Below are 26691 nucleotides of genomic sequence, written 5' to 3' on the forward strand. Positions count from 1 at the left end.
CCTTGAACCTCGGGAGTTAACCTGCCCATCCAGTGAGGCATATTTTCTGATTAGGCGGGCAAGACTTTTTGGATCTCATTTGGGCGCGATACATAGAGTATCAAACTGACGCCGGATATATGTTTAAGGCCGCGTTTCATTTTCAGGAACAACCGTCGATGGTGAATTTATGAGATGAATAAATACATTGAGGAAGTCTGAAAAATACTTTGATTTAGATGGAGTGACCATATAGGTTACTCTTGCATCTTGGCAAGAGTAACTGGCGCACTGAGCACTGATGCCTCTGAAACCGAAAAACGTAATTGTGCGTCAAATCTGGGAGCCGGAGGCTACAATAAGACAAATCAATAAAACCGAACCCCGTCGCATTTCCCCCGGCAACACCACTAAAACCATGACAAACAGTGTTTTTTGCCGCTCGCTTCTTTTATCCTATGAACCATTCAATCCACACCGACCAAATATCGCTTTATGAAAACATCTCTCGACCATTTGCCCGAATCCAAACAGCAGGAGCTTGCCACCATATCGACCATTCTGCGCGATACGCTGGAAGACTATCTTCAAGGCAAAACAGCGAGTAAAAGCGAGTTTCGGATTGTGAAAATCATCCTGTTCGGCAGCCATGCCAAAGGCACATGGGTCAACGATCCGGTCAATGGCTATATCAGTGATTATGATATTCTGGTGATTGTGAATAAAGCTGCGCTGGTTGAAGAAGATGTCGTCTGGCAACGCGCCAAAGAGCAGATCGACCGTAAAGTCACTTCGGCACCGCTGGGATTGATTGTCCATGATTTGCAGGAAGTCAACGAGCGGCTACAACAGGGGCATTATTTCTTCAAAGATATCCGCGAAGAAGGGATTGAACTGTTTGCCGCCACACCAAAATCGCTGGCAGAGCCGGGGGATCTAACCGAAGCAGAAAAGCAGGAAATTGCCCGTAAGCATTATGAACAGTGGTTTGAAAGTGCAGTTCAGTTTATTGCTTTACACCAAGTAACGATGCAAAACCATTGGTTGAAAAAAGCTGCGTTTTTACTCCATCAAGCAAGTGAACATTTATTCGCCTGCACGCTACTCACCTGCACCAATTATTTACCCAAATCCCACAATATCGAAAAACTGGGGAAACTATGCGCCCAAATCGATACTGAATTTGCAACGATTTTCCCGCTCGACAACAAATTCCACCGCCGCTGCTTCCGTCGCCTGCAACGCGCCTATATCGAGGCCCGATATTCGGAGCATTATGAGATTACGGTTGAGGAGTTGGAATTTCTGGAAAGTGAAGTGCAGCGGTTAAAAGGATTGGTGGAACGGGTTTGTTTGGAGAGGGTTGGGTGAAGGGGCTGGAACCGGGTGGTTCCAGCTTGGGGGCGCTGCCCTATCTGGGTTTGTGGAAATGGGCGTGACATAGAATGATGAATAGTCTCGGTTCCAAGGCTAAATAATGAACAATTTAGCCTTGGAACCAGAGTTAATGTCTTATATCTCTATGCCACTGGGAGAAAAAATTTAATGACTTTTCCCCCATAAACGACCTAGCATATTCACCCGCTGCCGTCTGAGCTATATCTTCTAAAAAGCAAGATTTAAGAGAATTTGCTAACAAGGTGTTAGAATGGGTTAAGCTATGCTCTATAAAGTCAAATAACTCTACCATTTTTCCAACATCGATATTCTCTTGCCAATCAGGCTCAATTTTTATAGTAGTGGGGCTACGTCTAAATTGACTTTGATCAATAAAGAAATGAGCAAATTCATTGCATACACCACAGAATGTAAAATCACCATTATCTTCAATATTATAATTATCGTCAGAATTCCATCTTTCAATAAAGCTGGGAGCTATATATATAAAAAATTTGAGTAGTTCGTCTGGTGTATCTATCATCATTTATTATTCTTACCATCTATAGCATTGCGAAAGTCTTTCAACATTTCCTGAGCAGCATGCCTATCTGAAAGAGATGCTGATGAATTGTGTTTCAACCACTTCTCAAGTCTTGTTATAACTTGAGGAGCTTTATTATTTAAATGGTCTGCGCCGTTTAACATACCACCAGAATTATATTCCCATCGAGCTGCATCAGCGGTACTGCCAGTCCCTTCATATGAAGAAAACTTATCCCCTTTATAAACATCATTTACTATATTTTGTAATTTTTGATCATCAACCTCTGGTCGCTTAAAACTCCCTGCATAGCTTCCTCCCTCTTGATAACCATATAAATTACGATTCTCAATGGTCCTGAACGATACTTTTTCTGGACTATGAACATCAGAAATTATGGCTGGTTTACCCCCACTAAATTGAATATATTTAGTACGGTTCCCAACCACTACCGTCCCTTCACCCTCTGCCACCAATGATGAAGAACCAGCATTCGCCTCTGATGTTACAACCTTTCCTGCATTCCCAAAAAGTTTTTTTGCGCCATTTGATACAGCTGAAGTCAGGTCTTTGACAATAACTGCTCCGGCTAAGAGCCCAGACTGCACTTCCGGGTCTGATACGATCGGCAGAACTTTATCCGAGAGCGAGGTATGCGTATTTATATATTCCTGATCTGCACTGTTCACTCTTCTTACAAACTCAATGGCTTGCTCATTCGACATTGAATCGTTAAATGGCACCCAATCTGGAATTTCAGAATCTTATCAGGACACACACCATAAAATGGAGTCGATAACCTTCCTCAATTCAAGCAAACCATAGGAAAAAGAAATTGTGCGTTATGCCCCGAAGCCAAAGCCGATAAGAATCACCAGACAAATCAATAAAACCGAACCCCGTCGCATTTCCCCCGGCAACACCACTAAAACCATGACAAACAGTGTTTTTTGCCGCTCGCTTCTTTTATCCTATGAGCCATTCAATCCACACCGACCGAATATTGCTTTATGAAAACATCTCTCGACCATTTGCCTGAATCCAAACAGCAAGAGCTTGCCACCATATCGACCATTCTGCGCGATACGCTGGAAGACTATCTTCAAGGCAAAACAGCGAGTAAAAGCGAGTTTCGGATTGTGAAAATCATCCTGTTCGGCAGCCATGCCAAAGGCACATGGGTCAACGATCCGGTCAATGGCTATATCAGTGATTATGATATTCTGGTGATTGTGAATAAAGCCGCGCTGGTTGAAGAAGATGTCGTCTGGCAACGCGCCAAAGAGCAGATCGACCGTAAAGTCACTTCGGCACCGCTGGGATTGATTGTCCATGATTTGCAGGAAGTCAACGAGCGGCTACAACAGGGGCATTATTTCTTCAAAGATATCCGTGAAGAAGGGATTGAACTGTTTGCCGCCACCCCAAAACCGCTGGCAGAGCCGGGGGATCTAACCGAAGCAGAAAAGCAGGAAATTGCCCGTAAGCATTATGAGCAGTGGTTTGAAAGTGCAGAACAGCTCTTTGTATTCTTTCAAGATGGAATGAAGCGGCAATGGTTGAAGCAATCAGCTTTTCTCCTACATCAATCGACGGAACGTTTTTTCGCCTGCACGCTACTCACCTGCACCAATTATTTACCCAAATCCCACAATATCGAAAAACTGGGGAAACTATGCGCCCAAATCGATGCTGAATTTGCAACGATTTTCCCGCTCGACAACAAATTCCACCGCCGCTGCTTCCGTCGTCTGCAACGCGCCTATATCGAGGCCCGATATTCGGAGCATTATGAAATTACGGTTGAGGAGTTGGAATTTCTGGAAAGTGAAGTGCAGCGGTTGAAAAGATTGGTGGAACGGGTTTGTTTAGAGAGGGTGCAGAGCTGAAACCTGACGTGGTCTCCGCCCAACGTCTACTATGAAGGCCGACTCACTCCATATCTGGATTTATAAACATGGGCGTGACACAGAATAATGAACAGTCCCTAATTAGGATCAGTTATTTAGCTTAATCATTATTTTACCTTCAAATTGTGTTCACCAGAGTTGTAGCTAGTTTCGTTTGTCTCTTAAATTACGATGTACAATCATCGACATTTACTTGACCATTTTTCTCTAACTTTTTCACCAACTTTACAGTAATATTCTCTTTTACTTTCAGTTTCATATTGCTCTGTTTCAGGAAAATCTGCCCAGTGACTATCCACTGCTACTGGGTTAAGCTCATCTGTTATGTTAGAAAAAGCAGTGCATAAATCTTGTATACTCATACCTACCAGCATTAGAGCACTAAGCGTTGATAACTCTTCCTTACATTCTATAGCACCAGCCAATCCACTGACTCTTTCTTTTAAAACTTCAATATCATGAAAACAATCTTCAATTTCTAACTTTAAATTCTTCGTATCGATGTCTTTGCTATCAGATATTCGTTCTAAACACTTAATTAGGAACTTTAAATCTTCAATCATTTAGGTAGCCTTCTTCCTGTTTTCTTTGCTTGAGCTGTCTTCGCGATGTTTAATGTACCATCTAGGTTTAATACTGCTTTAAAGTTTCCCTGCTTATCGAAAACTTCTAAATGGTTTTTATGTTGACCATCTAAGTATACCTGATCCCCTTTCTTTAAAGCGCTGCCATATCTCTTGGTTACATCGAATACTCGTTGACCGTCATATACTTTCGGACTTTTCTTAGTTATAGACATTACATCTGAACCAAATCCAGGTTGGTTAAAGAAGTCTTCCATTTTACCAATCGCACCTTTATTCGGCTCGTAACTGCTGTTTTTAGAATCTACAACCAACAACGGATCCACACCAGATTCAACAGGCGACTCAGTCTTACCTAATCCTTGCTCAATTGTTGCTACAGTTTCTGTTGAGGCATCAATCCTATCACTTACTTCAGTAACAGTGGACGCATCATATCCCTCATGAGAAGGTAGAGAAGTTGATGCATCAATTGTATCCGCCATTTCACTCATTGCATTAGCTCTGGCAACGACTTCCGCGCTAACCTGTTGCATCAGGTTATCCATCTCGACCCAATCGCCCGTTTCAGTACTCGAATCTCTGTATTCCTGCATCTGAAGATAAGCTTTGGCCGCAATATCAAGCTCTTCATCTGTGTACTGAGCATCCGGCTCAAAGAAATTTAAAATACCATTGCCGACATCTTTAGCTCCTGCCATCGCATCCGTCAGTGCTTGTTTGGTAACCTGCTGCACCTTAGGATCTGCTATTGCAGCGGCAGTAATCGTCGTTATCGCTACCGCTGCGGGTATGACTAAAGGTATTAAGTTATCACCTTGACGCTTATCTAATCCGCTATACACCTGATTGTTACCAGCCACTGTACTTCCTGTATTACCCACATGACTATTACTACTCGCCATGCTGCCGTTCCCAGTCACACCCAGTGCTGTATCTGTATAGTCCGTGAAGTCTTCTCCGATATTGTTTGCATAGATTTCCCGATCCTGCTCAGAATATCGATTCACATCTCCTGTTTTATCATCAACCGCATGACTCATCTCATGTCCGGCAATGAGGACTAACTCTTCGGTATTATTGGCATTCTGATCATTGATATAAGATTTTTGGGTCTCTTCTGAATAGAAACCTTTGCGAGCATCATTGTCTTTCGCAATAATCTTGTTCTCATATCCTTCTGGGTTATAGCCCAATGACTGCATTGCGGCATGAGTCAGTTGATCAAGTATGACTTGCTTCGTATCAGCACTTAACTTCGGATCTCTCAGCCTCGCAGCTAATTGCGGATCATCGATAATTGCCTGTTTCACACTTTTATATATATCAAGCTGTTTTCCCGTCTCACTCAAGATATCTGTCAGCTCGACTCGATCAGTCGTGATGGCTCTTTCCAGACTTTCACGCATCATGTCAGTAATGAGAGCGTCCTCAGCAATCTCCTTCCACCCGGTCTCACTCAGCAACCGGTGGTCCACCGTGACATCAAAGTTGCCCTGCTGACGATCCACTGAGTACAGGTCTTTAGTCGTGCTGGTGACATCCCGGTTCAGACGCTCGGTATCATCGCTGTTGTGTGTGTCCTCGATACGCAGCTCGCCCTGTCCGACCGTCGCCAGCGTTTTACTCTTGTGATAACCACTTTGATTGGTGTACTGATATCTCGATGAATTACGGGACGCGTCTATTTGAGTCGCACCATCCTTATCCGGGCCGATACTGACACTCGAGCTGACACCTGCATTGCGGCTGCTGGTATCACGCGTGTTACTCAGGTCGGTATAACTCAGCATGCCGGTTTCGAGGTGAAGCCGACCGGCGTCGCTGCCGTCTTCGTTAACCGTCGCAATCGTCGCGCCTTTGATATCGGTATTGCCACCCACGGTGATATTGGCATCACCACCGGAAGTGATACGGGTCAGCATGGTTTCCCGGCTATGTGAACGCCCGTTTGAGAGGTTCACTCCGCTATTCACGCCCTGTAAGTTCCCGGCATGGTCAAAACCGCTCACAGCCCCACCTTTGCCGACATCCCCACCGGAGAGGCCCACCCCGCCACTGACAGAGCCACCGTGGTTGGTGCTGCTGTAACGGTTCTGTACCGAAGCCACATTCAGGTCACCGCCAACGGATATATCCAGTTGCTCATTCGCCGCAACGTCGGCACCGTTCACATCGGTATCCCCGTCTGAGGTGATTCGGATATGATCGGCACTCAGAACACTATTGGTATGAGTCTGGCTTTGGGAGACGCTTTCATTGCGGCTATAGCTGGCATCGAGATTGACCCCGCTGTCCGCCCCGAATAACGTCACCGAAGCACCGACATGCGCGGACTCGCTGCCATTGGTGCTGCTGCTTTGCTCATCCGACGCCAGCAGGTTCACCTGATTGCCGCTCACAGCAAGGGTGTCATCTGCATGAATGACTGAGCCCTGAACCGTCGCTGACTGGCCGGTTTGATGGCCTGCCTCAATGGTGACGTTCTGCCCCGACAATTGGGAGCCGACCGACGTCACCCGCTGTGACTGACTGTTTTGTTTATCGGCATCAATATCCAGATGCAGCCCGGCATCAAAACCAAACGCACCGGAAGTGATACTGTTTACCGCAGCATCACTTTGTTTTGCCAACAACGTGGTTTTTGAGGTGACATTCTCCGCAGCCAGCGCAATGCCAGCGGCATACCACGCTTCATCCCCCTTGAGGTCTGAGACGAGGTCTTGTAACTCCTCGATATCCTCAAACGTGACGCCCGGCTTTTTCGCTGCATAGTCTGCTTGCAGCGTCTCCAGCGTACCTTTCAGTGACGCCAGTTGTTTTTTGTACTGTTGATAATCCTGCTTGGCCTGTTTCAGGGCTTGGGTTGCCTGTTGCAATCCTTTCACGGCTTTTGCCACTTCCACGGCTTGGTGCTGAACCACCAGACTCGCTTCAGCTTTACCGTGAACTTCCTGACTCTGCGTCTGCTCGGTCTCTTTGGCTTCCTGAATCAGGATATTCTCTGCCGTCAGACTCAAATCGCCCGCACCGCTGCCATCTTGGTCTGCCGCGATCCGGCTGCCCGTCACCGTCAGATCGCCGGCGGCACTGAGTGAAACATCATTGTTGGCAAGAACCGTCGAACCGGTCTGCGTCGTGGCAGTTGTCTGATTCTCCACCTGATCATACGTCGCTTTACCAATGCGGAAGCGTACTTGACCATCGGTAATTTGCAGTGCTGATTCAGGGTGGCCTAACAGCTCAAACGCCGGAAAATCCACGCTCACTTGCTTGTGCTGTGACGTTTTGCGGAGGCTGTTTTGTGCCGAGCGGATATCCAGATGACCGGTATCGGCTTTGAGCACCGTGTTTTCACCGGCCACCACATCGGAGCCGACCAGTGCCACACTGCCGCCCTGAATGTTGACATTGCCGTGTGAGGCAATTTGGCTGCCCTGCGCGGTACTGCTTTGCATTCCTTCGCGGTCTGATGACATCTCCATCAGATGTCCGCCACTGAGGAAGCTGCTCTTTTCATCCCACTGCTGGGTTTGGCGCAGGATGTTATCTGCGGTTACCAGCACTTCATCCAGCGCCTGCATATTGACATCACCACCGGCACTGACGGTACTGGCAATCACGCCAATATTTTTGCCGGAGTTGATATTGATATGGCTGGCCGCGATGGTATTGGCACCTTCGAGCAACGTCGCGTCGTCCAGATTACCGCGGTTACTGCCACTCAGGCCGCCGAAGCCTTTTTTGATGGTCTGGTTGTATTGATACTCGCGGTACTGCTGCGCTGACAGAATCACATCCCCGTCAGCGCTGAGGTTGATTGCATCACCGGCATTGAGGTTCGAGCCGACCACCTGAATATCGCTATGCCCGTTGGCTAACTTGGCGTTGCTATACTTTTGCGCCTTGATGGTGATGTCACCACCGGCTGCAATCGAGCTACCACGGACGGTTTCTTTCAGGCTTTCATGAATGGTGGTTTTCGAACGGCCGAACGATTTTTTGTGGGTTGATTTACTGTATTCATAGCGGCTGTCATTAGCGGCCAGAATATTGACATCACCTTGGGCATTCAGGGCAACATTGCCGGATGCCTGAATTCCACCATTAACCAGTGTGGTATCGTTGCCGGATTGCAGCAAGACATCACGACCCGACAGGTTGCTGCCTTGGTTAGTTGTGGTTTTGACTATCTTTTTGAATGACTGACCGTTATAGTTCCAATTAGTGTTATCAACAGCAGCCTTTAACGTAATATCGTGCCCAGCTTTCAGAGACAGGCTATTCAGTACAGAAACATCAGCTGCTGTCGCCTGAATATTATGACCAGCCTGAACCTCCGCATGACCTCCAGATTCAAAGATTGAACCAATATACCTCGAACTTCCGGCTGTAAAATTCCCAGAAAGTGTGCTGATTTCAATACGGTCTTCGATTGTATCAAATACGATATCATCTTCTGCACTTAACGTTACATCACCATTGGATTGAATAATACCAGCAGTATCCCGGATAGATGTTCCCGCCTGAAGCCGTATACTATTATCAGCCTGAATTATTGCTGTTTGACCAAGAGACGTTATCTCACCAACAAGATTATGCGCTGAAAATTTACTCTGACTTAGTTGTGCTTCATTGATAATACTTCCTTCAGTACTTATAACAGAAACATCTTTCCCCTTAATCCCCCCTCGGTTGACAATATCACCAGTGGCGATCAGCGCCAGATCATCATTGGCACTGAGCGTGCCGTGGGTGTTGCTGATCCCATTGCGGCTGGCAATACTCAAATCTTCCCGGGCGGCCACTGCACCACTATTGGCGAAGTCACCCGTCGTGACATTGACGTTGCGGCCGGCAAGCAATGCGCCATTTGAAATATTGTCTTGCGAGGCAGAAGACAGGTACAGTTTCGGTGCCATCACCGTCTGACCATTCACTTCAATCGGTTCATACCAAATGATGTCGTGACTCAAACGGGCAATTTGCTCATCGGTTAACGCCACGCCATTTTTCAGGTTTAAGGCAGTTTTTTCCTGTGCTGCCGAATCAATCAGCTGCTTCATCTGCGCGAGATCGCTGCCGATATCCTCATTCAGGTAGCGTTTACCGGTCTGCTCAAAAATTTCCTGCGAGATAGTTCTGGTATCGTAATACGCATCACCGAGGAACTTCTCCTTCCGCTCCGGATCGTAATTTAACTGGTCTTTGAAATAATCCGAACCGAGGAAATCATTCAGATTGGTCACCGCAGGATTGGTGGCAATCAGATAATCGCTTTGCGGCCCGTCAGAGAAAACAAACAAGCCATGCGGACTGGTCGGCAACCGATAATCGGGGAACGGGATGCGATTCTGATTGGGTAAGTTGACCGTCGGTGCCGTGACAGTGCTGCTGTTACTGAGCGTTACCGTCGTAGTCGGTTTTCCTTGAGGGGCTGTCCGGGCGACCGAGGTTAGATTCGGTGCCGACTGCGCGGCCAAACCTGAACCGGTCGACGTCTGCCCGGCCTGAACGGCCGCGCCCGAATCACTGCCCTGCGAGGTCAGCTCGATGCTGTGTGTTGTCGCTGAATGCGCTTGGACTGTGCCAGAGGCATCTGATGGCTCTTGTGTTGTAAGAACATCCTCTCCCATAGTCGTCTCACTATGGACAGATATAAAGTTTTTTCTAGAATCTTTCGTCTGTTGGGTAATTCGTAAATTTGGCTCTATATCGGGGGCTGGTTGAGTTGAACGAACCACCGGTGTAGCATCAGATAAAACATGTGTGCTTTTTGCAGAATAAGTCGGATTATTCACGGATTCAATCCGCATATTTTCTTGAATAACAGACGTGTTATTCAAGGTTGTTGAATGAATAATAAGATTATTTTGAGCGATAATTGACGATGAGAGACTGTTTTCCCCTTCTGTTTTAACTTCTCGTGTAACAATTTCCCATCCAATATCACAATCTAGAGTTTCTCCTCCCTCACAGTTACCACTATCCCTGTACTCCCTGAGTGCAGAATAATTGATATATACTTCTGATTTATATCCATTGTTTTTGATTTTTTTCGCATCAATGCCTACATTTTCACCATATATCAAACTTGCATCATTATTTAATTCGTTAGTGTTAATGTACATATCTGATGAGGCTCTAATTTTAGATGATGCACTGGCATCAGAAACATCTTGACCTCTTCTAAACTCTTCATGCCAAATTAACCCAGTAGTACTATCCTCAATACCATTCGCCAGAGCCGTTTCAGGATCGGCAGTAATGTTAAAAGTTTTATACTGAATCATCGTTCGCTTATTGATTAACGATTCTGTATATATCGAAATATCACCATTAAGTGATTCAATATTTCCTGAACTATTCGTCAGGTTACGGCTGCGGGTTTTATTGCTATCTCTGGCAATCAGCAGATCGTTACCCACCACAATATCGCTGTAGTTGGTCAAGGTATCAGAGAACAGATTACTGTCATGGCCGGCGTAGAGCAAACTGTGGTTATCAACATACCCCGTCGCATTGAGCGTCATATCATGCAGCGCAACCAATGAACCGCTGTTGGTCAGAGAGCCGGTGGTCAGGTTCAAATCATTGAGTGCCTGCAACTGCCCCTGATTGGTGGTCGCTCCGGCACGCAGCACGGTATTCTGACCGGAAATAATCCCGGCGGTATGATTGGTGAGTGTCCCGTCAACGCCGATAGTGGTTATGCCTTGTGAAGACAGTTCACCGTCATTGGTCAGTGCATCTGCCACAAGAGTCAGGTCTTTCCCGGCAGAGAGATGCTGCCCGGCACCAACCGTGAAATCACCGTGAGTCGCAATCGAAATACTGCCGTGTTTGGCATCAATCTGACCGCTGTTGGTCAGTGAGCTACTTCGGGTTTGCGTGCTGTCTTTAGCGATCAGCACACTGTTTCTGGCATAAATTTTATTCTGGTTATTCACCTGATCGGCCAACAGACTGGCATTATTACCAGCCGAAATATTGCCGTTACTGGTCAACGTGTGAATGATATTGAACACTGCATTATTCCCGGCAACCAGAGTCCCTGAGTTTGCTAACACATCAGCGTTCAATCCCAAATCAGTGAGCGCCTGCATCTGACCAGTATTATTCACAGACTGCGCTGTCACCGTCGTCCCCTGACCGGAGACTAAGCCGTGGTTGGTCAAGGCGTTGTCGAGTGTCAGCGCAGTCTTGCCTTGTGCAGACACCTCCCCGTCATTGGTCAGGCTGTTGGCTTGCAGGGTCAGATCCTGTCCGGCAGTCAAATGCTGCCCGGTACTGACAACTAAATTATCATGGGTCGCAATCCTAAGATGACCCGCTTTCGCTGTAAGACTACCGTCAGTATTGTTGAACGTGGTGGTGCGAGTCTGCCCGCTATCTTTGGCTACCAGCAGGTTATTGCCGGCAAACACCTTCCCGGTGTTGGTCAGGTTGTCGGTCAACAGGCTAACATTATGGTTGGCTGAGACAGCACCGTTGTTACTCAGCTGGTGCGCCACATTCAGCGTCATATCGCTGAGTGCCGCCAGTGTGCCGCTGTTTGCCAGTGCATCTGCGGTTAAACCGAGATCAGTCAGAGACTGAAGCTGGCCGTGATTAGTAACCGACTGCGCTATGAGTGTCGTCTGCTGACCGGAGACTAATCCGTGGTTGGTCAAAGCGTTATCGAGTGTCAGCGACATATTACCTTGCGCAGACACCTCCCCGTCATTGGTCAGGCTGTTGGCTTGCAGAGTTACATCCTGTCCGGCAGTCAAATGCTGCCCGGTACTGACAACTAAATTATCATGTGTCGCAATGGTAAGCTGTCCGGCTTTTGCCGTGAGACTACCGTCAGTATTGTTGAACGTGGTGGTGCGAGTCTGCTCGCTATCTTTGGCAATCAGCAGGTTATTCCCGGCAAATACCTTCCCAGAATTGGTCAGATTGTCAGTCAACAGGCTGGCATCATGACTGGCTGACACCACTCCGCTGTTACTCAGTTGGTGCGCGACGTTCAGCGTCATATCGCTGAGTGCCGCCAGTGTGCCGCTGTTCTCCAGTGCATCTGCGGTTAAGCCGAGATCGGTCAGGGACTGAAGCTGGCCGTGATTAGTAACCGACTGCGCTATGAGTGTCGTCTGCTGACCGGAGACTAATCCGTGGTTGGTCAGAGTGTTATCGAGTGTCAGCGCGGTCTTGCCTTGTGCAGCCACCTCCCCGTCATTGGTCAGGCTGTTGGCTTGCAGGGTCACATTCTGTCCGGCGGTCAGATGCTGCCCGGTACTGACAACAACATCATCATGCGTCGCAATGGTAAGCTGACCCGCTTTCGCCGTGAGGCTGCCGTCGGTATTGTTGAACGTGGTGGTGCGAGTCTGCTCACTATCTTTGGCAATCAGCAGGTTATTCCCGGCAAACACCTTGCCGGTATTGGTCAGATTGTCGGTCAACAGGCTGACATCATGATTAGCTGACACAGCACCGCTGTTGATCAGTTGGTGCGCGACGTTCAGCGTCATATCGCTGAGTACCGCCAGAGTACCGCTGTTATTCAGTGCATCTGCGGTTAAACCGAGATCGGTCAGGGACTGAAGCTGACCGGTATTGGTGACCGACTGTGCTGCAAGCGTGGTCTTCTGACCGGAGACTAAACCGTGGTTGGTCAAAGCGTTATTGAGTGTCAGCGACATATTACCTTGCGCAGACACCTCCCCGTCATTGGTCAGGCTGTTGGCTTGCAGGGACAGATCCTGCCCGGCAGTCAGATGCTGCCCGCTACTGACAACCACATCATCATGCGTTGCAATGGTGAGCTGACCCGCTTTCGCTGTGAGGCTGCCGTTGGTATTGTTGAACGTGGTGGTGCGAGTCTGCTCGCTATCTTTAGCGATCAGCAGATTATTCCCGGCAAACACCTTGCCGGTATTGGTCAGATTGTCGGTCAGCAGACTGACATCATGATTGGCTGACACCGCTCCGTTGTTACTCAGCTGGTGCGCCACATTCAGCGTCATATCGCTGAGTGCCGCCAGTGTGCCGCTGTTCGCCAGTGCATCTGCGGTTAAACCGAGATCGGTCAGGGACTGAAGCTGACCGGCATTGGTCACCACAGGAGCATTGACGGTGGTGATTTGACCGGAAATCAAGCCGTCCGTTTGGTTAGTCAGCTGCGTATTCAGCGTCAATTGATTACTGCCTTGAGCCAGCAATTCACCGCTGTTGGTCAGCGTATCCGCGTTCACAATCAGGCTGGCATCCGTCCGACCGGCGGCTTGCTGATCCGCTGTCATCAAGGCCTGATCACCTGCCGAAACACGGCCTCGGTTCTCCATCTTCGTGGCATTCAGATGAATGTTGCTGCCTGCGAGAACCGCTCCGGTGTTGCTCAGTTGGTGTGCGACGTTCAGCGTCATATCGCTGAGTGCCGCCAGTGTGCCGCTGTTCTCCAGTGCATCTGCGGTTAAACCGAGATCGGTCAGGGACTGAAGCTGACCAGTGTTGGTGACCGACTGCGCTGCAAGTGTCGTCTGCTGACCGGAGACTAAACCGTGGTTGGTCAGGGCGTTGTCGAGTGTCAGCGCGGTCTTGCCTTGTGCAGACACCTCCCCGTCATTGGTCAGGCTGCTGGCTTGCAGGATCACATCCTGTCCCGCAGTCAGATGCTGCCCGGTACTGACCATCACATCACCATGGGTCGCAATGGTGAGCTGACCCGCTTTCGCTGTGAGGCTGCCGTCGGTATTGTTGAATATGGTATTGCGAGTCTGCTCGCTATCTTTGGCAATCAGCAGGTTACTCCCGGCAAACATCTTGCCGGTATTGGTCAGATTGTCGGTCAACAGGCTAACATCATGATTGGCTGACACAGTACCGCTGTTGCTCAATTGGTGTACGACGTTCAGCGTCATATCGCTGAGTGCCGCCAGTGTGCCGCTGTTTGCCAGTGCATCTGCGGTTAAACCGAGATCGGTCAGGGACTGAAGCTGACCGTGATTGGTCACTGACTGCGTGTTAACGGTAGTGGTTTGACCGGAAATCAAACCATCCGTTTGGTTGGTCAGCTGCATATTCAGCGTCAGTTGGTTGCGACCTCGTGCCAGCAGTTCACCGCTGTTAGTCAACGTATCTGCGGTCACGATCAGACTGTCATCTTGTCCGGTTGCCGGTGTTGCAATCGCAGCATCTCCGGCCGAGACACGTCCCCGGTTATCAAGCTGCTCAGCATTCAATACGATCTGATGACCCGCGAGAATCGAACCGCTGCTGGTCAGATCGTGGCTAATATGGAGCGAAGTGTTATCCAGCGCGGCCAGTACCCCGCTGTAGCCGAAAGAGTCAGCGGTTAGACCGAGATCGCTCAGAGACTGAAGCTGTCCTTGGTTATTCACCGACTGAGCCGTAATGGCCGTCACCTGACCGGAAATGAGACCGGATTGCTGATTCAACAGTTGCTGATGTAGCAGGAGATCGGTCTTACCGGTTGCCGCCAGTTCCCCGCCATTGTCCAGTTGATTGCCATCGAGCCGGAAATTATGTCCGGCAATCATATGACCGCTTGATTGTTGGGTCATGACATCAGTAACAATCTCAATATCACCATTGCGGGTTTCAACCCGACCGGCATTATTCAGGCTGTCGCTGCGCTTGTTGTCCTGATCGGCTGCGATCAGCAGATGAGTACCGGCAGAGACCCGGCCCTGATTGTCTACCTGATCGGCCAGCAAGCTGATATTCTCGACAGCGGAGACGGTTCCCGTATTCAAGAGATGATCGTGGACGGCCAACGTGGTGTTCAGCGCGGTTAAGGTGCCGCTGTTCGCCAGCGATGTTGCCGTCAGCCCTAAATCTTCCAGTGCCTGAAGTTGCCCGTGGTTAGCAACCGACTGTGCGTCAATGCTGGTGCTCTGACCGGAAATCAGCCCGCCCGTTTGATTGGTCAGTACAGTCTGGCCGGTTGTGACACCGTCCAGAGTCAGGCGGGTCTTGTTCTGAGCAGCGATTTCCCCACTATTGTTCAGCGTTGCGGCAGTAACGGTGAGATCCTTACCGGCAAAGAGATGCTGACCGGCACTGACCTGTAGATCGCCTTGGGTTGCGATCGTCAGACTGCCGGATCCGGCATCCAGACTCCCACCGGTATTATTCAATGACGTGTTCCGGGTCTGATTGAGATCTTTGGCAATCAACAGATTATCGCTGGCAATCACTTGACCGCTGTTGGTCAGGTTATCCGTCAGTAAACGGACATCATGCCCTGCCGAAACCGCGCCGCGATTGGTTAAATCATGGGTAACATTCAGCGTTGTATCACTGAGTGCCGCGAGTGTCCCGCTATTATTCAGCGCATCTGCGGTCAGCCCTAAATCTGTCAGCGACTGTAACTGCCCGGCATTATTCACCGAGCCTGCCTGTACGGTGGTCACCTGTCCGGAGATCAGACCGTTGGTTTGATTATCCAGTTGACCGGCAACAGTCATGGCAACCTTCTGCTGAGCCGACAACTCACCGCTGTTGGTCACCGCACCGGCATTCGTGGTGAGCTGCTGCCCGGATGTCACGGTGCCACGGTTGGTCAATTGTGCCTGTGCCGTCAGATGAGTATTGCCGACTGCTGAAACGAGCCCCTCGTTCTTGAGCGTGTGTCCCGTTAACGTGACATCCTCACCGGACTGCATCTTGCCACGCTGAGTCAGCGAACCGACCTTCGCCTGTAATGAGCCTTGCGTGACCAACTGACTTTGCTCACGGGTCTGCATGTCGTTGACGACGGTCAGACGGGTATCCCCACCGGACTGGAGTGTCCCGTTCAGGGTCAATTGCCCGGCATCAATCCCGACACTGGTTTTACCGGCACTGGCACCCGACAGTGTCACCGTATCACCGGTGATATGCAGCGTCTGTCCTGCTTGTAACGTGCCGCTTTCCTGAGTCAGATGTTGTGCTTTTACCTGTATATCTTGTGCAGCCACGTCCCCTTTTAAGATTGCATCCGCAGCATTGATATCCATGTCTCCGCGGGTTGTCAGCTGACCTTGCTGGTTGAGCGTCCCGGCCGTCACCGTCAGTTTATCGGTGGCGCTCACCTCACTCTGCTCACCGGTGGTCAGATTCTGACTCGCCTGTACCGCCAGTGTTTGAGCGGTAATGTGGGTATCCAGAGTCAGACGGTCACTATCCATCGTAATCTCTGAGGCGGTCATATTGCCATGACCGACCAGACTCGCGTCTGTCCCCTTTACGCTCAGTTGATCTTTGGCCGCAACCGTACCGCTGTTATCAAGTTTGCTGAGCTGATTGAGCGCCATCTTCTGACCGTAGATCAGGCTGTCTTGGTCTACGGTGATATGGTCCACTGCTGTCGTCAGTTGCTGACCGGCAATCAGGTTACCGGCATTCAGGGTCAGGTTATTCGCCTGCACATCGACAACCCCGCCCGCCTGTTGCTTGCCGTCGGCATCCACACCGGCTTCAACCAGACTCTGGTTGAGTGTCACCGTATCGGTGGCAGTCAGTGAGACGTTTTGACCGGCAGCAAGCGTATTGCTATCGGCATGGATACGCTGTCCTGATAGCGAAGCCGTCTGTCCCGCATACTGACTTCCCTTGAGAGTCACGCCGGACTGGCTGCTGACCGTCAGGTTGTTCTGCGCACTGGATTTACCCAGTGTGATCTGTCCGTCTGCGCTGATGCGGATGTCACCCTGACTCGCCGACAGGTTACCGACATTGACTCCCACTCCGGCATCGGTTGCCACCAAGGCAATCCGCCCGGCATACATGCCGCCTAAATTGGAAGAATCAATCGCCAGCTCCGGGGCGGCTTCTTTATCGTCGGCAGTGGTGGCCGTGACTTGATTACTCTGATAACTGACCCGGTTTTTCCCCGTCACGATGCTGAGGTCATTGGCATGAATATCGGCATTGAGCTGCGCGGTGCGGGTGATGATGTCAAAATAGCTCTGATGCGTGGCATCAAGCCCGAGCCCTTCAATGCTGACACTGCCCTGAGACACATCAAACCCGGTGACATTACCATTTTCAATCAATGGGTTACCGGTCGATAAGGTCACTCGCGGCGTGTTGATAAAACCACAGCCATTACAGGTAATCCCGTACGGATTGGTCAGGATCACCGGAGCACCCTGACCGAAGACTTCGGTATACCCCTGTAACTGACTGCGGCTCGCACCCGTGACTTCGTTGAGGATCACCGTTGCGGCCTGACCATGCAGGTTGGGGTTATTTTGCAAGTAGCCGCCCAGTTGTGACTGAGCGACCTGCGCGGTCGAGTTGTTGAGAATTAAGCCTGACGGGTCAACATTAAACTGTTGGTACTGGTTATGGGATAAACCATTGGCGTTGGGTGTGGCGATATTGACCACTTCAACCCCGTTCCCGGCACGGTTCACCGAAGTATTGTGCTGGCTGTTGTCCACTATCACATTGGCCAGCAACGGCTGAATATTGAATGTCCAGCAGATAAAGTAGACCAACGCACGCTGCCAGAAAGTCACGGGTTTTATCATGTTTTTCATCCCTTCACTGCTGATTAAATTGCAATATTCACACGGTAATTGACGATGTAGTGATCCGCATCCAGCGCACCGGGAGAATCCAGTGGCACACCGATGGCAAGACTGCTGCTGACTCGACGACTGTGGGTCTGGATCCCGAGACTGCTGCCCATCAGCGATCCGCGCTCCAGCTCATCATTTTTATCCCGGACAATTGACCCGGTATCCACGGCCCACTGGGCGCTGATCTGACCGATATACGGGAGTGTGCCGAGCGGATAACTGAGATCATTGCGCCAGTAGTACCCTTGATCACCGCTGATCGAAACATCTTTAAACCCGCGCACCGAATACTCACCACCGATACTGACGCGCTGGCTGCCGTAGAGCGTGTCGTTACTCCACTGGGCAAACAGGGTACTGGTGAACATCAGGCCGGACTGAAACGGCTGGGTATAACTGGCGGTGAGTGTCCCTTTACGGAACTGCGCTTTGGGAAACCCCGCTTGATTGCGCTCCCCGCCGAACAGGTCTGAGCCCAGAGTCAGCCGTGGTGACACGCTCATAAAACCCGAGCCTAGCCGGGCGCTGTAATCCAGCCCGACATAAGCCGAGGACAGATTGCGTGAGCTGGAAATGATGAGGCTGTCCATCAGATGATTTTTTTCGCGGCGGTGACTGAGCCCGACCGTGACAAAAGACTTACTTTCAGCATCGCGGGCCAGCAGCCGTTTCAGCGTTACATCATGGCTGTTGGTTTTGCCCGAAGTGCCGAACACAAACCCGTTGCTGACAAAGCCACTTTCATAATGGCTGTAGGTGGTGCGGTAATTGGTATTCCAGCGTCCGTAGGGAACGTCCAGACTCAGGCTCAGACTTTCCGAAGCATGACCGGTCGGCGGATCAAGGCTCCGGCTGCCGGATAAAGACCACTGATCGAGCGCATCAATTATATTTTCAGCATTGAGGGCGTAACGAAATTGGGTTTCACCCGTTGATTTCTGACCGGAGTTTTCAACACCGACAGAGGTATTCCCCCAAAATCGCGTGTCACTCTGAATATCAACAATACTGTATCCCTGTTTGGTACCCGGTCTGATTTTAATTTGGGCATTATAGCGGGACAGGCGGTTTATTTGGTCGAGACCTTGCTCGATTTCACGCAGGTTAAATAAATGATCAATTAATCCCGGAAAAGCATTATTCAGAAACCCTTCCACCCGACCATTAAATTTCAGAGCTTCCAGTTTACCTTCAAGAATAACAATCTTTAATTGACCGCTGCTGAGATCCTGAGGGACTAAATAAGCCCGCGAGGTGACATATCCGGCCCCGATATATTGATTGGTAATCACACGCAGGTATTCATTGATTTGTGGCAGTCCCTGACAGCTTGGTTTGAAATCAATCCACGCCAAGAGTTGCTGATCAGAAAAGACTGTATTACCAGAAAAAACAACCTGTTGCACAGGGAAACACTGCTGAGTCTGGCTGGCTTCAGGTGCCGGTAACGTCGGCAACACATTGAGTTGCTGTACGGATTGTTTGGCTCGTTCTATCTCTTGTAAACGCTCCCGCTGCTCCTGCTCAATACTCGCCTGCGTCGCAGGAGAAATAGCAACATTGCCATTATTGCTATAGGCAGCAAAAGAAACAAAATAAATACAACAAGCAAGGAATAAATATTGAGACAGCACAAACTGCTGAAAATTACGTTTTCGCATTCAGGGAACAACCTAGCATAAATATGGATCCCGATAAGGGAGGTTCTTATTATTTTTTATTGGGAGCGGATTTTAGGTTACAAAAGAATCAATAGCAATATCATTCTCAATATTGCTACATTATTTTTTATAAAAAAATTTGTTTTTTATCTGCGATCAATATTTAGAAATACAAATAACTCAACCAATTTCATATTAATAACCAATAAAAAATGGGCGAACAATCAAGATGACACAAATAAGGCCTCATCAGCTTATTATTATTTCCTGATTTATTTTTCTTACACTTTTTTCACAAAGTCTTTTCTGCCTTCCTACCTTTTTATTTTACTCCCTGTTCATTCACCGGGTTTGATGCCATATATTTGATGAAACACAATGAGACGTACCTCACTCAAATCATGTACCATGGTCTATATGCGATGTTCTCATCGAGAGTATAACCGAGTGGTAAAGGATAATTCTGTGAAGAAAAAACAAAGCACATTTATGGCATGGGTGACACGCATGCCGCTGATCAAACGCTGGGCACTGATGCATTGCTTTCAGGAAGAGAATGTGTCGGAACACTCACATCAAGTCGCCGTGATCGCCCACTTGCTGACCGTGATTAAAAATAAACGCTTCGGCGGCACTCTGAACCCGGAAAGAGCGGCAGTGATTGCAATTTATCATGAAATATCAGAAACCAAACTGCAGGATATCAACTCTAAAACCAAGTACCACAGCCCGGAATTTACCGCGGCCTTTAAAAAATTAGAGGATATTGCCGAGCAGGAATGTCTGGATACCCTGCCGGAAGATCTGCGTGACGAGTTCACCGGTCTGCTGGTGCAGAAACATGTCGATGCCGAGTATAAAACCATTGTTAAAGCCGCCGATATCCTGGCTGCCTATATCAAGACCTTGAATGAGTTACGCTTTCACAATGATGAGTTTGTACATGTCAAAGAAGGGCTCGATGAAACGATTGAAAAACTGACCGCGACCATGCCCGAAGTCGCGGTGTTTATGGATGTGTTCTGCGAAAGCTGTACTACCACTTTCGATAAGATTTCCGGCTGAATTGTCACACCGGCACCGATGCCCCCGACGATCACCAAGCGCTGCAATTGCAGCGCTGATTGTTAACGGTGAGCCTGTCGTCGGTAAATATGCGCATCTCAGCGCAAGCTATCATTGTTCCGGCTGTGATTGCACCGATTTAATTTCACCCGTGTTATTTCACGACCGCATTCAACAGCGCGTCATCGGCCTGCTCCGGAATGGTCACTTTGAGCCGTGGCTCAAGCGCCATCGCCCGTTGAATGGCAAATACCGCCCCTTCATTTCTGGCCCAGCTGCGCCGCGAAATCCCATTATTCACATCCCAGTGGAGCATCGATTTCAGTCGGGTATCACATGCCTCAGAACCGTCTAAGACCATGCCGAAACCGCCATTGATCACTTCCCCCCAACCGACGCCACCACCATTATGGATGCTGACCCACGTTGCACCGCGGAACGCATCACCGATAACATTGTGAATCGCCATATCGGCAGTAAAGCGTGACCCGTCATAAATATTGGCCGTTTCCCGATACGGTGAGTCGGTGCCGGACACATCGTGATGATCGCGTCCGAGAATTACCGGCGCAGAGATTTTGCCGCTGTTAACCGCCTGATTAAAAGCCGCTGCAATCCGCATCCGCCCTTCGGCATCAGCATATAAAATCCGCGCTTGTGAGCCGACAACGAGATTGTTCTGTTTAGCCTGCCGAATCCATGACAGGTTATCGGCAATCTGCTGACGAATCTCTGCCGGCGCCTGTTGATGCATGTCTTCCAGAATCTCTGCGGCAATCTGGTCGGTGACCGCCAAGTCGTGCGGATCCGATGATGAACACACCCAGCGGAAAGGCCCGAAGCCGTAATCAAAGCACATCGGCCCCATAATATCTTCCACATAAGAGGGGTACTTAAATGAACCATCGGCCTTGAGAATATCAGCCCCTGCCCGGCTTGCTTCCAACAGAAATGCATTGCCGTAATCAAAGAAATACATTCCTTTGGCGGTCAATTGATTAATCGCCGCCACATGGCGCTTCAAGGTTGCCTGTACCGCCGCACGAAACTGTTCCGGCTCGTTGGCCATCATCGTATTGGATTGTTCAAAGCTATAACCGACCGGATAATAGCCCCCCGCCCACGGATTGTGCAGTGAGGTCTGGTCTGAACCTAAATCGATGTGGATATCTTCTGCGGCCAGTCGTTCCCACAGGTCAACAATATTGCCCAGGTAGGCCAGAGAAACTGGTCGATTATCGATTTGCGCCTGCTTGATCCGTGCGATCAGTGCGTCTAAATCAGGGTGAACTTCATCGACCCATCCCTGTTCATGGCGCTTATAAGCGGCTTTGGGATTAATTTCAGCCACCACGCCAATGGTTTGCGCAATCACCGCCGCCTTGGGCTGCGCGCCACTCATCCCGCCCAGCCCGGAGGTAACAAACAGCGGTAACTTACTTGGATCCCGGTCGCGTTTCATCCGCACCGCATTCATCACCGTAATCGTCGTGCCATGCACAATACCTTGCGGGCCGATATACATAAACGAGCCTGCCGTCATCTGACCGTATTGGGTCACCCCTAATGCATTAAATTTTTCCCAGTCATCCGGTTTTGAGTAGTTGGGAATCATCATGCCGTTGGTCACCACCACCCGCGGTGCATCGGGATGTGACGGATACAGCCCCATCGGATGACCGGAATAGAGCACCAGTGTCTGTTCATCGGTCATTTCCGCCAGATATTTCATGGTGAGACGGTACTGTGCCCAGTTGGAGAACACTGCGCCATTACCGCCATAGGTAATCAGTTCCTGCGGATGCTGTGCCACCGCTGTGTCAAGGTTATTACTGAGCATCAGCATAATCGCGGCAGCCTGCTTTGACTGATGCGGAAACGTATCAATCGAGCGTGCGGTGATGGGATAATCCGGCATCAGGCGATACATATAAATCCGGCCGTAGGTCTCCAGCTCTTCATAAAACTCCGGAGCTAATTCCGCATGATGCCGTTGATCGAAATAGCGCAGCGCATTTCTGACCGCGAGGATTTTCTCTTCCCGGCTCAGAATCGCTTTTCTTTTCGGTGCATGACTGAGGTTCTCATTGCGTTCGCGCTTGGGCGGCAGGATATCCGGAATCCCGGCTAAGATCTTGGCTTTAAATGTCATATCATTGTCCTTCATGTATTCCCTGCTTCAATCTTTATTGTGCTTCATCCGAGGGATGACCATGCGCCAACAGTGATTGAATCAACTGTTGCAGAACGGGACGAACCCGTTGCAGTTTCTCCGGATCCAGTTGATAGTCTGATGCAGTTGTCTGAGTTTCATCGGTGAGGTAGGTGGTTTGAGAAAGCTCCAGTTGCAGCGCATGAATCTGCGCCGAGGGCTGTCCGTATTGACGGGTGATGTATCCCCCTTTGAACCGCCCGTTGCATACATGGCTATACGGACTTTGCTCAACCAGTTTAGCCACCTGATTCAGTAAGGTCGGAGAGCAGGCAAGCCCGGCATTGTTCCCGAGATTAAAATCAGGCAGCGTGCCGTCAAACAACATCGGCACCCGGGCAGCAATACTGTGCGCATCAAACAGGATCGCGTAACCATATCGCTCCCGAATCTGTGCGAGCGTTGCCGTGATTTGTTGATGATAAGGCTGCCAGACTTCTGCTTTGATCCGGGCTTGAGTCACTTCATCAAAGCCAGCCCCCTCGACAAACACCGGGTTACCAGAGAATAAGATGTCAGGAAACAGGCCTGTGGTTTTACTGGTATATAGTGGCTGGTCATCAATCGGACGATTGAGATCGACCACATAACGAGAATAGTGAGCTTGAATGACACTGACATCCATCGCTGCTAAAAAATCATACAGTTCAGGTAAGTACCAGTCGGTATCCGGCAGCGCCTGAGCCTCAGAGGTCAATTGATTTGCCATCCCCGGCAGTAGCGCAGTCCCACAGTGTGGCATACTGACCAACAGCGGGCTCTGCCCCTGACGAAAATGAAATGGTTGCTCAATGGGTATCGACATGACTGTTCTCTCCCTTTTTAACGCGTGTTTTCAACAGGTCGCCGCCCAACCAGTAACTGAGTTCTCCGGGACTTTCCACATCCCAGCAGACAAAATCGGCGACCTTGCCGACACTCAGTTGTCCGTGAGTTTCAGTTAATCCCAAAGCACGTGCGGCATGAATGGTGGTTGCGGCCAAAGCTTCTTCCGGGGTCAGGCCGAACAGCGTACACGCCATATTCATCATCAGACGTAAAGAAAGCACCGGAGATGTGCCGGGATTGATATCCGTGGCAACCGCCATCGGCACCTGATAGCGACGCAGCAAATCCACGGGCGGACGCTGAGTTTCTTTCAAGGCGAAATAGGCCCCCGGTAACAGCACCGCAACAGTACCGGACTCACGCATCGCAGCGACATCCCCTTCCGTCATAAACTCCAGATGATCCGCAGACAGTGCCTGAAAACGCGCCGCAAGAGTTGTTCCCCCCTGCGACGACAACTGCTCTGCATGGAGCTTCACCGGTATCCCGAAAGCGTGGGCGGTTTGAAAATAGCGTTCCACCTGCTCAGGACTGAATGCAATGGTTTCACAAAATGCATCCACTGCATCTGCCAGACCACGTTGCGCAATCTCCGGCAATAATTCATCACACAGATAATCGATATAAGCATCGGTACGCCCCTGATATTCGGGCGGCACGGCATGAGCGGCCAGACAAGTGGTACAAATATCAACCGGATAGTGTTCCGCCAGTTGCCGTGCGACTTCCAGCATCTTCATTTCGTGTTCGGTCGAGAGGCCGTAACCGGATTTAATTTCCAGCGTCGTTACCCCATCGCGCATCAGAGATTTCAGCCGTCGAGATGCAGAAATAAACAACTGTTCCGGGGTCGCTTGACGAGTGGCGTGCACCGACGCTGCAATGCCGCCGCCACTCTGAGCAATCGCCTGATAACTGACCCCGTTGAGCCGCTGTTCAAACTCATGGGCGCGATTACCACCGAAAACCAAATGGGTGTGACAATCAACTAAGCCGGGCGTAACCCATCCGCCATGAAGGTGGTGTTCTTGCGCAGCGTGATAGGCAGGTAAATCACCTTGAGGGCCAATCCATGCAATTCGCCCGTCCCGGACGCCAATCGCAGCATTTTCGATAGCACTATATTGACCATTCACCATGGTCGCGGCATTAAAACCGTACCATAGTGAATCAAAATTCAGTTGTTCATTCATGATAATCACTTGTGACACTTGGGAGTAAACCGGCGGGCATCAATTCATTATGTGCCGCTTCTGCTAACAGACCGTTAGCTTTCTCGATATCTGCCGCGAAATAGCGATCTTTATCGTAGAACGGTACGCGGGCACGAAGATCAGCGCGGGCTTGCTCCAGTCGTTCCGTTGATTTCAACGGGGCGCGGAAGTCCAGCCCCTGCACCGCTGCCAGTATTTCAACAGCCAGAATACCGCGGGTATTTTCCGCCATATCTTTGAGCCGTCGTGCAGCAAAGGTTGCCATAGAGACATGATCTTCCTGATTGGCCGAGGTTGGCAGGCTATCGACCGATGCCGGATGAGCAAAGGTTTTATTTTCACTGGCAAGTGCCGCCGAAGTGACCTGCGCAATCATAAAGCCGGAGTTAACACCACCGTTTTCGACCAAAAATGGCGGCAGCTTACTCAGATGACTATCGATAAGCAACGCCATCCGTCGTTCTGACAGGCTGCCGATTTCAGCAATGGCAAGTGCCAGATTATCCGCCGCAAATGCCACCGGTTCGGCATGAAAATTCCCTCCGGAGACAATATCCCCCTGCTCAGCAAATACCAGCGGGTTATCCGATACCGCGTTTGCCTCAACCAGCAACGTACTTGCGGCGTGGCGGATCTGCGTTAAGCAGGCCCCCATCACCTGAGGCTGACAGCGCAGTGAGTATGGGTCTTGCACTTTTTCACAATTGGCATGTGATTCACCCAGTTCACTTTGCTCCGTCAGCAGGTGCCGGTAGGCCGCAGCCGCATCCATCTGGCCTTGATGGCCGCGCACGGCATGAATCCGCTCATCAAACGGACGCCGGCTACCCAGTGCGGCTTCCACAGACAACGCACCACAAACCATGGCCGAGGCATAGAGATCTTCCGTCGCAAACAGCCCCTCAAGCGCAAATGCCGTGGATGCTTGTGTTCCGTTCAGTAGCGCAAGCCCTTCTTTAGGCGCTAATTTGATCGGTTCCATTCCTGCAATCGCCAATGCAGCCCGGCCGGAAATAATCTCGCCTTTATAACGCGCCTGTCCTTCACCGAGCAGCACCGCACTCATATGGGCAAGCGGGGCTAAATCACCCGATGCACCGACCGAGCCTTTTTGCGGGACACACGGATAAATTTCTTTGTTAATAAGGGTGATCATCGCTTCAATCACACTCAGGCGAATACCGGAATAGCCGCGAGCAAGGCTGTTGACTTTGAGTACCATCATCAGGCGAACGGTGGCGTCCTGCATGAACTCCCCGATCCCGGCCGCATGAGATAACACGATGCTGCGCTGCAATTCATCTAAATCTTCAGCGGCAATCCGCGTATTGGCCAATAAACCAAATCCGGTATTAATTCCGTAAACCGCTTGGTCTTCGACGATCACTCGATTGACAACTTCCGTGCTGGCATGAATCGCCGTAATGGCCTGTTTGTCGAGTGATATTTTAACGGGGTTCCGGCTGATTTGACGTAGCTCACTGAGTGTGAGCTTGCCGGGATGTAAGGTTAATTCTGGCATGAGCTGCTGTTCTCCATCACGTACGCTTCAGATTGACACTGACCAACGTCATCATGACATTACATGTCTATACAAGTTAACCAAACAATAAAAGTAAACACTCGCAAGCGCAAGTGTTTGATCACCGAAGTCATCACAAAAAGCATAAAAAAAGCAAGGAGGAATTCCCTTGCTTCAATCAGTCAGACAATCATTACCCGCTTTTTAAATCCTGTTCATGT

Annotated in this window: 12 protein-coding genes; 3 read left to right on the forward strand and 9 right to left on the reverse strand. The window is 49.8% G+C overall.

The window, feature by feature from the left end:
• Window positions 1-474: 474 nt before the first annotated feature.
• Complete coding sequence (locus tag VR7878_RS10530; protein WP_077335977.1) at window positions 475-1350, forward strand: HEPN domain-containing protein; 876 nt, start codon at window positions 475-477, stop codon at window positions 1348-1350.
• Between the two features lie 133 nt (window positions 1351-1483).
• Here VR7878_RS10530 and VR7878_RS10535 read toward each other — a convergent pair whose 3' ends face one another.
• A complete protein-coding gene (locus VR7878_RS10535) occupies window positions 1484-1903 on the reverse strand; it encodes a hypothetical protein (protein WP_077335979.1) in 420 nt (139 codons plus the stop codon).
• A complete protein-coding gene (locus VR7878_RS10540; RefSeq protein WP_077335981.1) occupies window positions 1900-2625 on the reverse strand; it encodes a hypothetical protein in 726 nt (241 codons plus the stop codon). The genes VR7878_RS10535 and VR7878_RS10540 overlap by 4 nt, the downstream gene beginning before the upstream one ends.
• 285 nt (window positions 2626-2910) lie before the next feature.
• Here VR7878_RS10540 and VR7878_RS10545 point away from each other — a divergent pair, with 285 nt between their 5' ends.
• Window positions 2911-3789 carry a HEPN domain-containing protein gene (locus VR7878_RS10545; RefSeq protein ID WP_077335983.1) on the forward strand — a complete coding sequence of 293 codons (879 nt, stop codon included), beginning with the start codon at window positions 2911-2913 and terminating at the stop codon, window positions 3787-3789.
• A gap of 200 nt (window positions 3790-3989) precedes the next feature.
• Here the strand turns inward: VR7878_RS10545 and VR7878_RS10550 are convergent, their stop codons facing one another.
• The 3 genes from VR7878_RS10550 to VR7878_RS10560 are packed head-to-tail and all read right to left on the reverse strand — an operon-like array spanning window position 3990 to window position 19629.
• Window positions 3990-4373 (reverse strand): hypothetical protein, encoded by a 384-nt coding sequence (locus VR7878_RS10550; RefSeq protein ID WP_077335985.1) that lies wholly within the window; start codon window positions 4371-4373, stop codon window positions 3990-3992.
• Window positions 4370-17926, reverse strand: a complete 13557-nt coding sequence (locus VR7878_RS10555) for a two-partner secretion domain-containing protein (RefSeq protein WP_077335987.1) — start codon at window positions 17924-17926, stop codon at window positions 4370-4372. Before VR7878_RS10555 ends, VR7878_RS10550 begins: the two co-directional genes overlap by 4 nt.
• Window positions 17927-17940: 14 nt before the next feature.
• Window positions 17941-19629, reverse strand: coding sequence for a ShlB/FhaC/HecB family hemolysin secretion/activation protein (locus tag VR7878_RS10560; protein ID WP_077335989.1), 1689 nt, complete (start codon window positions 19627-19629; stop codon window positions 17941-17943).
• A gap of 465 nt (window positions 19630-20094) precedes the next feature.
• Between VR7878_RS10560 and yfbR the strand changes: the two genes are divergently transcribed.
• A complete protein-coding gene (gene yfbR / locus VR7878_RS10565) occupies window positions 20095-20694 on the forward strand; it encodes a 5'-deoxynucleotidase (protein WP_038181747.1) in 600 nt (199 codons plus the stop codon).
• Between the two features lie 154 nt (window positions 20695-20848).
• Here the strand turns inward: yfbR and hutU are convergent, their stop codons facing one another.
• Genes hutU through hutH form a run of 4 tightly spaced genes read right to left on the reverse strand, consistent with a single transcriptional unit; the run spans window position 20849 to window position 26470 of the window.
• Complete coding sequence (gene hutU / locus VR7878_RS10570; protein ID WP_205409451.1) at window positions 20849-22861, reverse strand: urocanate hydratase; 2013 nt, start codon at window positions 22859-22861, stop codon at window positions 20849-20851.
• Window positions 22862-22880: 19 nt separating this feature from the next.
• Window positions 22881-23711, reverse strand: a complete 831-nt coding sequence (gene hutG / locus VR7878_RS10575) for an N-formylglutamate deformylase (RefSeq protein WP_139344076.1) — start codon at window positions 23709-23711, stop codon at window positions 22881-22883.
• On the reverse strand, window positions 23695-24927 hold the full coding sequence (gene hutI, locus VR7878_RS10580) for an imidazolonepropionase (RefSeq protein WP_077336085.1): 1233 nt from the start codon (window positions 24925-24927) through the stop codon (window positions 23695-23697). Before hutI ends, hutG begins: the two co-directional genes overlap by 17 nt.
• Entirely contained in the window at window positions 24920-26470 is a 1551-nt protein-coding gene (gene hutH, locus VR7878_RS10585; protein WP_077335992.1) for a histidine ammonia-lyase, read from the reverse strand. The genes hutI and hutH overlap by 8 nt, the downstream gene beginning before the upstream one ends.
• Between the last annotated feature and the right edge of the window lie 221 nt (window positions 26471-26691).

The organism is Vibrio ruber DSM 16370 (assembly GCF_900163965.1).
In the GTDB taxonomy this organism is placed as follows: domain Bacteria; phylum Pseudomonadota; class Gammaproteobacteria; order Enterobacterales; family Vibrionaceae; genus Vibrio; species Vibrio ruber.